10 protein-coding genes and 1 tRNA gene are annotated in these 11,858 nt (G+C 60.7%); 8 read left to right on the top strand and 3 right to left on the bottom strand.

Annotated features, from left to right (window positions below):
• Positions 1 to 190 precede the first annotated feature (190 nt).
• Positions 191 to 1,231, top strand: a complete 1,041-nt coding sequence (locus O3W47_RS05435; RefSeq protein ID WP_137453571.1) for a four-carbon acid sugar kinase family protein — start codon at positions 191 to 193, stop codon at positions 1,229 to 1,231.
• 4 nt (positions 1,232 to 1,235) lie between these two features.
• Positions 1,236 to 1,943: a FadR/GntR family transcriptional regulator gene (locus O3W47_RS05440; RefSeq protein ID WP_003506041.1), complete on the top strand. Its 708-nt coding sequence runs from the start codon at positions 1,236 to 1,238 to the stop codon at positions 1,941 to 1,943.
• Between the two features lie 45 nt (positions 1,944 to 1,988).
• On the opposite strand, the gene O3W47_RS05445 is transcribed toward O3W47_RS05440, so the two are convergent.
• The 3 genes from O3W47_RS05445 to O3W47_RS05455 are packed head-to-tail and all read right to left on the bottom strand — an operon-like array spanning position 1,989 to position 5,262.
• Entirely contained in the window at positions 1,989 to 3,116 is a 1,128-nt protein-coding gene (locus tag O3W47_RS05445) for an iron-containing alcohol dehydrogenase (protein WP_269313165.1), read from the bottom strand.
• Positions 3,113 to 4,069, bottom strand: a complete 957-nt coding sequence (gene pdxA, locus O3W47_RS05450) for a 4-hydroxythreonine-4-phosphate dehydrogenase PdxA (protein ID WP_127755493.1) — start codon at positions 4,067 to 4,069, stop codon at positions 3,113 to 3,115. The genes O3W47_RS05445 and pdxA overlap by 4 nt, the downstream gene beginning before the upstream one ends.
• Positions 4,066 to 5,262, bottom strand: coding sequence for a sialidase family protein (locus O3W47_RS05455; protein WP_269313166.1), 1,197 nt, complete (start codon positions 5,260 to 5,262; stop codon positions 4,066 to 4,068). The genes pdxA and O3W47_RS05455 overlap by 4 nt, the downstream gene beginning before the upstream one ends.
• Before the next feature lie 322 nt (positions 5,263 to 5,584).
• Here O3W47_RS05455 and O3W47_RS05460 point away from each other — a divergent pair, with 322 nt between their 5' ends.
• The 6 genes from O3W47_RS05460 (at position 5,585) to O3W47_RS05485 (ending at position 11,823) form a co-directional block, all read left to right on the top strand.
• Positions 5,585 to 7,093 carry an ABC transporter substrate-binding protein gene (locus tag O3W47_RS05460; RefSeq protein WP_269313167.1) on the top strand — a complete coding sequence of 503 codons (1,509 nt, stop codon included), beginning with the start codon at positions 5,585 to 5,587 and terminating at the stop codon, positions 7,091 to 7,093.
• Between the two features lie 76 nt (positions 7,094 to 7,169).
• A complete protein-coding gene (locus tag O3W47_RS05465) occupies positions 7,170 to 8,084 on the top strand; it encodes an ABC transporter permease (RefSeq protein ID WP_035262398.1) in 915 nt (304 codons plus the stop codon).
• 15 nt (positions 8,085 to 8,099) lie between these two features.
• Entirely contained in the window at positions 8,100 to 9,023 is a 924-nt protein-coding gene (locus O3W47_RS05470) for an ABC transporter permease (RefSeq protein WP_080819582.1), read from the top strand.
• Positions 9,016 to 10,659 carry an ABC transporter ATP-binding protein gene (locus tag O3W47_RS05475; protein ID WP_269313168.1) on the top strand — a complete coding sequence of 548 codons (1,644 nt, stop codon included), beginning with the start codon at positions 9,016 to 9,018 and terminating at the stop codon, positions 10,657 to 10,659. The genes O3W47_RS05470 and O3W47_RS05475 overlap by 8 nt, the downstream gene beginning before the upstream one ends.
• A complete protein-coding gene (locus tag O3W47_RS05480) occupies positions 10,656 to 11,537 on the top strand; it encodes a dihydrodipicolinate synthase family protein (RefSeq protein WP_269313169.1) in 882 nt (293 codons plus the stop codon). The genes O3W47_RS05475 and O3W47_RS05480 overlap by 4 nt, the downstream gene beginning before the upstream one ends.
• A 196-nt stretch (positions 11,538 to 11,733) precedes the next feature.
• A tRNA-Ser gene (locus tag O3W47_RS05485) sits at positions 11,734 to 11,823 on the top strand.
• The last annotated feature ends 35 nt before the right edge of the window (positions 11,824 to 11,858 follow it).

The following is an 11,858-nucleotide window of genomic DNA, read 5'->3' on the forward strand; positions in this document are numbered from 1 at the left end:
TGGTTGCGGCCCGCGTTTGGCGTTCTTTTTGCCGTTTCCGATTTCTTCCCTTGTTCTCTGGGTCTCTTTGCGGCTGATTGGCCAGTCCGAAAAACTGCGCCATAATTTTTGTTATTCACATCCATTTATCTATTGATTATAAATAAATTTATCGACGTAAAACATTACAACTTTTATGAAGGCCTCGCCCGTGCTGCTGATTTTTGCCGATGATCTGACCGGAGCGCTCGACGCCGCCGCCCCCTTTGCCGGGCGTGGGCTGGCGACCGAGGTCGCGATCGTGCTTGACGGTGTGCGTGCGGCGCTCGCAGATGCGCCTGCCGTCCTCAGCGTCAATCTCGGCTGCCGCGATGGCGAGGCGGATGAAGCCCGGCTTCGCACGCAGGAACTGTTGGGGCTGGTTCCGGCCGATACCATCCTTTTCAAGAAGATCGATTCCCGCCTGAAAGGGCATATTGCGGCGGAAATGGATGCGATTTCCTATCGGCACGCGCTTGTCGCGCCCGCCATTCCGGATTTCGGGCGCTTTGTTATGGGCGGAGCCGTTTCCGGCTTTGGCGTCGAAGCTGCCATTCCGGTTCATGAAAGGCTGGGCGGACATGCCGGCCGCTGCACGATACCCGATACGCGATCAAAGGGCGATATCAGGGAAGCTCTCGCGGCCGCGCAGGTGGAAGGGGCCGATCTTCTGGTGGGCGCGCGTGGGCTTGCCGAGGCGCTGGCCGAAGCGATGACGGCGCAGGCTGTTCCTGAAGCGGCGTTCGTTCCACCCGGCAGGGGGCTTTTTGTCGTCGGGTCTCGCGATCCGATCACCGTGGAGCAGATTGACGTTCTCAAAAGCGCTGGGCCTGTCTCGATCATTGAGGCGCCGAATGGCGTTATGCCGCGACACATCGATGACGGTGCCGGTCTGACGTTGGTTCAAGCGACGCAGGGTAAGGAAAATCTGTCGCCGCTTGCGGTTTCAGACCGGTTGGCGCAAGGCGTCGTGCCGCATTTGACCGCCAGGGCGGGCAGGCTGCTGTTGTCTGGCGGAGCCACGGCAGAAGCCGTGCTACGGGCCATGGGTATTTCGCGTCTGCGTCTTGCTGGCGAATGCCTGCCGGGTCTCGGGGTCGGCTGGTCCGGAGATCAATGCATCATTGCGAAATCCGGCGGTTTTGGGCAAGCTGACACGTTGAAACGGATCGCGAAAATGATGCTTGGCGACAATGACGCTGGAGAGAGCTGACCAGATGGGGCTGATGAAAGAAACGGCGCGCAAGGCACTTCCGGACATTATTTTCGAGAGAATGCACCGGGCGATCAAATCCGGCGCCTACAAGCCGGATGAGCGGCTGCCGACCGAGCATGAACTCGCCATGGAATTCGAAGTGTCGCGACCCGTCGTGCGCGAGGCGTTGCGCCGGCTGCGCGAGCAGGGGTTCATTTATTCCCGCAGAGGCTCCGGCAGCTATGTCAGAGCCTTCGGCCTGCGCGAGCCGCTCGGCTTCGGACAGCTCGAAAACGTCGCTGATCTTCTCAACTGTTACGAATTCAGGCTGACGCTGGAGCCGGCAGCGGCGGCCGCGGCAGCCTTGCGGCACGATGGCGAGAGGCTTGCGGCGATCCGGAAGGCGCTCGAACTGATGCGGGATGCGACCAATCGCCAGTCCCACCGCGAGGATGCCGACTATCAGTTCCACCTCGCCATCGCGCGGGCGGCGCGAAACAGCTATTTCTCCACCGCGATGGAAGCGCTGAAGGACCATATTGCAGTGGGAATGAAGTTCCACGGCATGTCGGTGAAGCGGGAGGCATCCGGCCTGACGCGTGTTTTCGCCGAGCATGAGGCAATCGCAAAGGCGATTGCCGATGGGGACGCAGAGGCGGCGCGCCAGTTGATGCTCCAGCACCTGACCGGATCGCGCGACCGCCTGTTCGAGTCTTCGCACACGGATTAGGCGGGTGACCGAAGACCGATGCGCGTCCGCGCACCGGATTTTTGCTCAGAAGGCGTGGCGGTAAATGCCGAGCACGTCCTCGACGCTCATGTCGACGGGATTATTGTCCATCAGCCGGCGGATGGCATGCGCATCCTCAGCGTAGCGGGAAAGATCGGCCTCAGTCGCGCCATGCCGTGCGAGCGACATTTCGATGCCGAGCCCGGCACAGAAATCCGTTGCCGCCTTGCGCAGATCATCAGGCGAAAGGTGTTCGCGAAGCCCGAGCGCTCCCGCCACTTCCGCCGTCTTCGCCGAAACCGCAGGCTGATTGAATGCCAGAACATGCGGAAAGACGATGGCGTTCGCCAGCCCATGCGGCAGGTTGAGAAGCGTGCCGAGCGGATAGGCGATGGCGTGGCCCGCCGCCGTATTGACCGGGCCGAGGCAGATGCCGCCATAATAGGAGGCAAGCATCATGCCTTCCCGTGCTTCAGTATCCGCACCGTCGCGGACGGCGCGCGCCAGATATTTGCCGACCAGCGCAAAGCCCATGCGCGCGAAACCGTCGATCATCGGACGGGCCTTGCGGTTGGTGAAGGCTTCGACGCAATGGGCCATGGCATCCACCCCGGTTGCCGCCGTAACGGCTGATGGGACGGAATAGGTGAGTTCCGGATCGAGCACGGCGAAATCCGCGATCAGATGAGGGCTTTCGACCGCGATCTTGTTGCCTTTCACCGGGTCTGTGATGAGCGAGCGGATGCCGGCTTCAGAGCCAGTGCCGGCGGTGGTGGCGATCTGCACCAGCCGTGTGTCGCGCCCGGCAACCCTGTTCGGCCCCGCCACGTCTTCAAGCGACTGGCTGGAATTCCAGAGGGCAGCGACCAGCTTTGCCACATCCATTACCGAACCGCCGCCGAGGCCGATGACGAGATCCGGTTTGGCGGCGCGTGCTGCGGCAAGGGCGGCTTCGAGCGTTGCGGTGTCCGGTTCGCCGGGAATGGCGTCGAAGATCGTGAAAGGGCCCTGCAATCGCAGCCGTTCGGCAAATTTTGCCGTCAACGGTGTGGCGATAATCAGGGTCGATGCGGTTTTTTCCGCCCAGGCGCCGACCTGTGAAATGGTGCCGGCACCAACGGCGAGCCGTCGTGGCTGGTGGATGAGAATGGGAGCTGTCGACATGATGCTCATTCCTTCCGCTCCTTGCCCGCCACCAGCTTGCGCGCATATGCGATGGCCGCATTCATGTTGCCGTGATTGGCGATGCCCTTGCCGGCGATATCGAAAGCCGTGCCGTGATCGACGGAGGTGCGATCTATCGGCAAATCGACCGAGACGTTGACGGCGGTGTCGAAGGCGACAAGTTTGATCGGGATATGGCCCTGATCGTGATATTGCGCGACGACGAGATCGAAAGCACCGGAATAAGCCCGGTGGAACACGGTATCGGCGGAAATCGGTCCCTGCACCTCGATGCCTTCGGCGCGGGCGGCTGCGACCGCCGGTGCGATCTGGTCGTCATCCTCGGTGCCGAACAGGCCGTTTTCACCGCAATGCGGGTTGATGCCGGCAACCGCGATGCGCGGTTGAACATAACCGATGCGTTTCAGATGCGCGTTGCCGGCGCGGATGGTCGCCAGCACCCGCTCCGTCGTCGCCCGGCGAATGGCCTCCTGCAGGGAGACATGGGTGGAAACGTGAATGACCTTCAGCCGTTCGGAAGCAAGCAGCATATAGGCGGCCGAGGAGCCGGTGAGGCTGCGCAACATGCCGGTGTGCCCGTCATAATGGTGACCGGCGAGGTTCAAGGCTTCCTTGTTGATCGGCGCGGTGACGATGCAGCCGATTGCACCCGCTTCGGCATCGCGAACGGCCTTTTCGATAAAGCGGAAAGCGGCGTCTCCGGCCACTGGCGACAATTTACCCCAGGGCAGCGGCGCGCCCTCCACGGGCAGGTCGACCACGTGCTGAGAAAGATCGATATCAACGCCGAGCGCATCCCGCGCCGCTTCCAGCGTGGCGAGGTTGCCGTAAATCCGCGTCGCCGCACGATCCGGGGCGGACATTTCTGCGAGCGCCCGCACCGTGATCTCGGGGCCGACGCCGCAGGGGTCGCCCATGGTGATGCCAATGATGTTGCTCATCTTTGTCTCCCGTCGTTCTCGTCAGCCCAGCCGGGCGCCAGCCGGACATATTTGATTGCGCGGCGATGATAGGTGTAGCTCGCATGCAGCGTACCGTCCGGCGCTTCCAGAAGCCACGGATAGGACATTTCCAGATTACGCCCATCGGTCGAATCGTTCGAAAGGCAGGTGCCCGGCCCTTCTTCGATCAGGATCCGGGTGGTAAAACTGCGCCCGTCATCATCGGACAGGCAGATCGAAACCGGCGCGCGCGGCACACCCCAGATCGGCACACAGCCGCCGCTTGGATCGGCATCGGGCCTGTCGTCTTCCTCTCCCAACTCGTCATAAAGCGAGGCGCGGCGATCGCTCGACTGCGCGGCGTTGACGGGGTTGCAGATCATAGCCAGCCTGCCATCGTTCAGCCTGATGACCGCAATGGAGGAATTATTGTTGGGCACATCGGTCGGCTGCGGCTTTGACCATGAGCGGCCGCCATCGGCGCTTTCCGTGCGATAGACGAAATCGGCCTGACGGCGGCGGAAGAAGGCGGCGTAGCCCCCATTCGTCACCGCAACCGGGCTCATATGCACGCAGCCGGTCGATTCCTCCAGCTCCTGCAATTGCCAAGTCGCACCATTGTCCGTGGATATGCCGAGCGCTGCCGTATCATGGCTGCCGTTCCATTTCTGGCCGGGTCGCTGGACGCAGCGGAAGATCGGCAGCAGCCAGACGCCATCATCGCGGATGCGCAGCGGCGCGCGGATGAAGCAGCCCCGCGGGAGATCGAGAAAACGTCCTTCTTCGGAAACAAGCTTTTCCGGTGCAGTCGGGTCGCGGTGGATTCGCGCCATGCGAATGCGGCATTCATCCTGATTGCCGGAGGGTTGGGCTGTGTGAAACAGCCAGAGAACGCCATCCGGCGCGGTGAAGAGAACCGGGTTCTGTTCGGAATGGGCGGGGTCGTGGCTCAGGCGCTGCGGCGGTCCCCAGCGGGTTGCACCCGCTGTCAGCACGGATGCGAAAATCGAAATATCCGATTTTCCTTCCAGCGTGCCGCCGAACCATGCGCAGAGCAGGGTGCCGTCATCCAGAAGGTGCAGGAAGCTCGCATGGTTCTGGATCATGGGCGACGGCAGGAAAGCTTCCTGCCGGTTTTGCGAAACGGCATGCATGGCTCCGGTCATGGCGTGAGCGATGTCATCAGGGGTCATCGTGGTCTCCTCTTGTCCTGATGAAAATGACATATTCAAAAAGTTGTCAAGTTTATTTGATAAAAAAATGGGATCTATTGTTTTTGATTATTTTAGCTAAACATTTGTTTTAAAAAATAAAATTAAGAGACTTGGCTCGAATAAAATTTGGCATATAAAAATAAATTGACAAAAAATGCGATAACGCCGATGCTCTGCTTACGGGTGGAGGAGACAATCATCCGCACGCCATGCTCCTCAATGCAGGAGGTGGGGATTTTTAAGATGCCCCTTGCGGTGCGCCGCCATGTTGCTGAATTTCTGAATCTGGGAGGAGAACGGAATGAAGAAGTCATTGATTGCGGGCGCCCTTGTCTTGGGTTCCCTCAGCGCCGCGGTTTCGCCGGCGCTTGCGGCATCGGGGCCGATCAAGATCGTGCTGGCGGAAGAGGCGGACCTGCTGGAACCTTGCATGGCAACCCGCTCCAATATCGGGCGCATCATCATGGAAAATGTCAGCGAGACGCTGACCGAGCTCGATGTGCGCGGCAAGAAGGGCGTTCAGCCGCGCCTTGCCGAGAAGTGGGAGCAGAATGCCGACGGAAGCTGGCGTTTCCACCTGCGTGAAGGCGTGAAGTTCTCCGACGGTACGGCATTCGATGCCAAGGACGTGAAGCACAGCTTCGAACGCATCATGAGCGACAAGAACGCCTGCGAGTCCCGCCGTTATTTCGGCGGCATGACGGTGACCCCGTCGATCGTGGATGATCACACGATAGACTTCAAGACTGAACCGGCGCAGCCGATTTTGCCGCTCTTGATGTCGCTCGTCACCATCGTTCCCGAAGAAACCAAGATGGAATTCATCCGCGAGCCTGTCGGCACCGGGCCTTACAAGCTGACCAACTGGACGCCGGGCCAACAGATTGTGCTCACCGCACGCGACGACTATTGGGGCGCCAAGCCGCAGGTGACGGAAGCGACCTATCTTTTCCGCGCCGATCCCTCGGTCCGCGCCGCCATGGTGCAGACCGGCGAAGCCGATCTGTCGCCTTCCATTTCCCAGCTAGACGCCACCAACGCCAAGACCGACTTTTCCTATCTCGACAGCGAGACGGTCTATATGCGTCTCGACCATAACATCGCGCCGCTGAACGATGTCCGGGTACGCCGTGCGCTCAACCTCGCCATCGACCGGCAGGCCTTCCTTGGCACGCTGGTTCCGGAAGGTGCCGTGCTGGCCACCGCGCTCGTTCCGCCGACCACGCTTGGCTGGAGCCCCGACGTCAAAGTCTTCCCCTATGACCCCGAGGGCGCAAAAAAGCTGCTCGAGGAAGCAAAGGCTGCCGGTGTGAAGGTGGATACGCCGATCACCATCATCGCACGCACCGCGAATTTCCCCAACGTCACCGAGATCATGGAGGCGATCCAGCAGCAATTGCAGGAAGTCGGCTTCAAGATCGACCTGAAATTCGTCGAAGTGGCCGAACACGAAAGCTATTACTCCAAGCCCTTCAAGGAAGGCCGCGGACCGCAGATCGTCGCTGCCATGCACGATAATTCCAAGGGCGACCCGTCCTTCACCATGTTTTTCAAATATGCCACCAAGGGCACGCAGTCCGGCTTCTCGGACAAGAAGGTGGACGATCTGATCGAACGTGCGTCCGCAGCCGTGGGTGACGAACGCGCCAAGCTCTGGTCGGAACTCATCGCTTATCTGCATGACGATGTGGTGGCAGATGTGCTGCTGTTCCACATGGTTGGCTTCTCCCGCGTCTCGGAACGGCTGGACTTCAAGCCCACCATCGCCACCAACTCGATGCTGCAGCTTTCGGAAATCGGCATCAAATAAGACCCTGCGTCTTGTCAACTAAGAAGCGGCGGCGCGGCGAAAGCTTCGCCGCCGCATTGAAAAACCGGAGGCAACCATGCTGAGCTTCATCCGAAAACGTTCCGTTGCAAGCCTGATTTCCCTGATCGGCCTCATCGTCATGGTTTTCTTCCTGTCGCGCCTGACGGGGGACCCGGCCGCGCTGTTTCTGCCGGTGGAGGCTTCGGAAGAGTTGAAGCAGCAGTTCCGGGCGTTGCATGGGCTGAACGATCCGCTGATGGTGCAGTTCCTGCGTTACGCGGGCGATGTGATGACGGGTGATCTCGGAGAATCGCTCAGAAAAGCCCGCCCGGCGCTGGATGTGGTGCTGGAGGCTTTCGTCTGGACTCTCTGGCTTGCGGTCATCACCATGTCGCTCGTCACCACCGCCGCCATCGTCATCGGTTCGCTTGCGGCTTTCCGCTCCGGCGGCTTCTTCGACCGCATGGCCTCAAGCATCTCGCTCATCGGTGCATCCGTTCCCGATTTCTGGCTGGCTATCGTCGCTATCGTCGTCTTCTCCGTCAATCTCGCCTGGCTGCCCACGTCGGGCACGGGCTCCGTGCTGCACTGGATATTGCCGATCGCGGTCCTGTTCGTGCGCCCCTTCGGCATTATCGTGCAGGTGGTGCGCGGTTCGATGATCGGCGCTTTGTCCTCTGCCTATGTGAAGACGGCGCGCGCCAAGGGCGTGAAGTCAGGTCCGATCATTTTCATCCACGCCTTGCGAAACGCCATGCTGCCGGTCATCACCGTCATTGGCGACCAGGCGGCAAGCCTTCTCAATGGTGCTGTCATCGTCGAAACCATTTTCGGTTTTCCCGGTGTCGGCAAGCTGATGATCGATTCCATTCTTCAGCGCGATTTCAATGTCGTGCTCGCCGCCATTCTCGTCACCGCGCTGGCGATCTTCCTGATGAATCTTCTGATCGATATCGCCTATGCGCTCCTCGATCCGCGTATCCGGCACTGAGGAGGCCGTTCAGCCATGAGCCTTTCCAGCGCCGACACCGAGATCATCGCCGAGCCATCCTTCGCCACACGCATGCTGCGCATGTTGTGGGCGGATAAATTCGCGCTCTGCGCCGCGATCTTCCTCGTCATTGTCGTTATCCTCGCTTTTGTCGGCCCGGCCTGGCTTGGCGATCTGGCGACGAAACAGAACCTGCGCGGGCGCAACCTCGCCCCGTTCGACTGGCAGCGCGAGTGGTATTTCTGGCTGGGGGCGGATGCGCTCGGCCGTTCGCTTCTCGCGCGCATTGTCGCCGCCACGCAAAATACGATGATGATCGCCGCCGGCGCGGTGCTTCTTTCCGCCATCACCGGCACCGTGCTCGGGCTGATCGCCGGTTTTTCCTCCAACCGTGTCGGCCAGATCATCATGCGGCTTGCGGATGTGATCATGTCGTTCCCGTCGCTCTTGATCGCGGTCATCGTGCTTTATCTGCTCGGCTCCTCCATCCTCAACCTGATGCTGGTTCTCGCCATCACCCGCATTCCCGTTTACATCCGCACCACGAGGGCGGAGGTGCTGGAGGTGCGCGAACGCATGTTCGTGCAGGCGGCGCGCGTGATGGGCGCCTCCGGCAAGCGCATCCTGTTCCGCCACATCCTGCCTGTGGTGTTGCCGACGCTGACGACGCTCGCCACGCTCGATTTCGCCTATGTGATGCTGGCGGAAAGCGCGCTGTCCTTCCTCGGCATCGGCATTCAGCCGCCGGAAATCACCTGGGGCCTGATGATTTCGCAGGGACGGCAATATCTCACCAATGCCTGGTGGCTGTCCTTCTGGCCGGGACTTGCCATCATTCTCACCACCCTGTCGCTCAACCTGCTTTCCAACTGGCTGCGCATCGCGCTCGATCCCGTGCAGCGCTGGCGGCTGGAAATGAAAGGCCGCAAGCATGGCTGACCATCTTCTCGACGTGCGCAACCTTTCCGTGGAGTTCCACACCGCAAGCGGTATCGTCCATGCGGTGAAGGATGTCTCCTACCATATCGACCGTGGCGAAACGCTGGCCATCCTTGGCGAAAGCGGCTCGGGCAAGTCGGTATCGTCCTCGGCCATCATGAACCTCATCGACATGCCGCCCGGACATATCAGCAGCGGCCAGATATTGCTCGATGGCCAGGACCTTCTGACCATGCCGGCCGAGGCGCGCCGCGAGATCAACGGCCGACGCATCGCCATGATTTTTCAGGACCCGCTCAGCCACCTCAATCCCGTCTATACCGTCGGTTGGCAGATCCGTGAGGCGATGACCACCCACGGCATGGACAAGGCAAGGGCCGAAGCGGAGGCGAGGCGGCTGATCGCCCGCGTCGGCATTCCCGACCCGGACGGGGCCTTGAAGAAATATCCGCATGAATTTTCCGGCGGCCAGCGCCAGCGCGTGATGATCGCCATGGCGCTGGCTCTTCGGCCCGATCTCCTGATCGCCGATGAGCCGACCACCGCGCTTGACGTGACGGTGCAGGCCGAGGTGCTTTCGCTGCTCAAGGAATTGCAGCGGGAAACCGGCATGGCCGTGCTCATCATCACCCACGATCTCGGCGTCGTCGCCGAAATCGCCGACCGGGTGGTGGTGATGGAAAAGGGCGTTCTGGTCGAGGCTGGCACGGTTCGCGAGGTCTATCGCAATCCGCAGCACCCCTATACCCGCAAGCTCATCAGCGCAGCACCTGGCAGGGGCGACATGCACGAGCCGCACGCGGTGGGCGAAGCGCTGCTCAGCGTGCGTGATGTGCGCAAGCGTTACGGCGCCTTCGAGGCGCTGAAGGGCGTTTCCTTCGACCTCATGGAAGGCGAAACCATCGCGGTCGTCGGCGAAAGCGGTTCCGGCAAATCGACGCTGGCGCGTATTCTCTTGCGGCTGGACGAGCCGGATGCGGGCAGCGCCTTGTGGAAGGGCCGTGATCTCTTCAAGCTTTCGCCTGCCGAACTCTTCGCGCTCCGGCGTGATCTGCAGATGGTGTTTCAGGACCCCACCCAGTCGCTCAATCCGCGCATGACGGTGTTCCAGCTGATTTCCGAGGCCTGGGTCATCCATCCGGAGATATTGCCCAAGGCAAGATGGCGTGAGCGGGTTGCGGAATTGCTGCATCAGGTGGGTCTCTCGCCGGAACATATGCGCCGTTATCCGCACCAGTTCTCCGGCGGTCAGCGGCAGCGGATCGCCATTGCCCGCGCATTGGCGCTGGAGCCGAAGCTCATCATCTGCGACGAGGCGGTCTCGGCGCTCGATGTTTCGGTTCAGGCGCAGGTTATTGCGCTGCTGGACAAGCTGCGCCGCGAAATGGGCCTCTCCTTCATCTTCATCGCGCATGATTTGCCGGTGGTTCGGGATTTTGCTGATCACGTCATGGTCATGCAGCGGGGAGAGGTCGTGGAATTCGGCACGGTCCGGCAGGTGTTCGAAGCGCCGCGCGAGGCCTATACCCGTGCCCTTCTATCCGCGAGCCTCGATCCCGACCCCGATATGCAATCTCAGCGTCATCCGGCCGTCGCCGGCGACGCCCTCGGAAATTCAAGCGGAGTTCTTTCATGAGCAAACAAGCTTTCGTCGCGCTCGTTACCTGTTTCAACGAGGACGAAACCATCAACTATGAGGCAACCCGCGCACAGGTGCGCCGCCAGGTGGCGGCCGGCAACAACATCATGTGCGCCGGCACCAATGGCGATTTTACCGCGCTGACGCATGAGGAAAAAATCCGGCTGACGGAAGAGGTGGTGGACGAAGTTGCAGGCCGTGCCAAGGTGATCGTGAATGCGGGCATGCCCGCCACATTCGAAACCCTGCAACTTGCCAAAGCCTTCGACCGCATCGGCGTCGATGGCATCGCCGTCATCACGCCCTTCTTCATCGCCTGCACGCAGGATGGGTTGATCCGCCATTTCTCGACAGTGGCTGACGCCGTCGAAACGCCAGTCTATCTCTATGATATTCCCGCCCGCACCCAGAACCACATAGAGCCGGAAACCGCCCGCAAACTCGCCACCCATGGCAATATCGCCGGCATCAAGGATTCCGGCGGCGCGCAGCAGACGCTCGAAGCCTATCTTCAGGTGGCAAAGGAGATGCCCGGCTTCGAGGTTTATTCCGGTCCGGATCACCTGGTTCTCTGGTCGTTGCAGAACGGCGCGGCAGGCTGCATTTCCGGCCTCGGCAACGCGCTGCCGGATGTGCTGGCCGGCATTCTCAATGCTTTCAACGCCGGCGACATCACCGAGGCCGAACGTCAGCAGGCGATCTACGCCGACTTCCGCACCGATCTCTACGCCCTCGGTTTCGCGCCGGCCATGGTCAAACGTTCGCTTTATCTCCAGGACCCATCCGTCGGCGCCAGCCGCCAACCGGCCCTTCTGCCGGATAACGCGCAGGATGAAAAAATCCTGGAAATCTTGCGGCGTTATCAACGGATCTGACGCTGGTACCGAATGTGGCGCGCACCGCTGCGGATCGTGCGCGTCACTTAAAAATATCTGCGAAAACGGCCAGAAGCCGATGCATTTCCCCAGCCTCACTCATGACGAATAATTTGTGACACAAACACGAAATTCCCCTTGTCAGTCACGCCATTGATGTTTAAGAGGAGCGCGCAACGCAAGCGTTCGCGCATGCGGAGAGGTGGCAGAGTGGTCGAATGCACCGCACTCGAAATGCGGCATACCTGCAAGGGTATCGTGGGTTCGAATCCCACCCTCTCCGCCACGTTGTAATCGTTGGGGCTGCAAAGTTATTTCCAT

This window comes from Agrobacterium sp. LMR679 (genome assembly GCF_027157905.1).
Lineage (GTDB): Bacteria > Pseudomonadota > Alphaproteobacteria > Rhizobiales > Rhizobiaceae > Agrobacterium > Agrobacterium leguminum.

Coding starts and splice junctions, on each gene's coding strand:
- O3W47_RS05460 (WP_269313167.1), top strand. CDS start 5,585: ATGAAGAAGTCATTGATTGCGGGCGCCCTTGTCTTGGGTTCCCTCAGC.
- O3W47_RS05470 (WP_080819582.1), top strand. CDS start 8,100: ATGAGCCTTTCCAGCGCCGACACCGAGATCATCGCCGAGCCATCCTTC.
- O3W47_RS05455 (WP_269313166.1), bottom strand. CDS start 5,262: ATGACCCCTGATGACATCGCTCACGCCATGACCGGAGCCATGCATGCC.
- O3W47_RS05445 (WP_269313165.1), bottom strand. CDS start 3,116: ATGAGCATCATGTCGACAGCTCCCATTCTCATCCACCAGCCACGACGG.
- O3W47_RS05440 (WP_003506041.1), top strand. CDS start 1,236: ATGGGGCTGATGAAAGAAACGGCGCGCAAGGCACTTCCGGACATTATT.
- O3W47_RS05475 (WP_269313168.1), top strand. CDS start 9,016: ATGGCTGACCATCTTCTCGACGTGCGCAACCTTTCCGTGGAGTTCCAC.
- O3W47_RS05465 (WP_035262398.1), top strand. CDS start 7,170: ATGCTGAGCTTCATCCGAAAACGTTCCGTTGCAAGCCTGATTTCCCTG.
- O3W47_RS05480 (WP_269313169.1), top strand. CDS start 10,656: ATGAGCAAACAAGCTTTCGTCGCGCTCGTTACCTGTTTCAACGAGGAC.
- pdxA (WP_127755493.1), bottom strand. CDS start 4,069: ATGAGCAACATCATTGGCATCACCATGGGCGACCCCTGCGGCGTCGGC.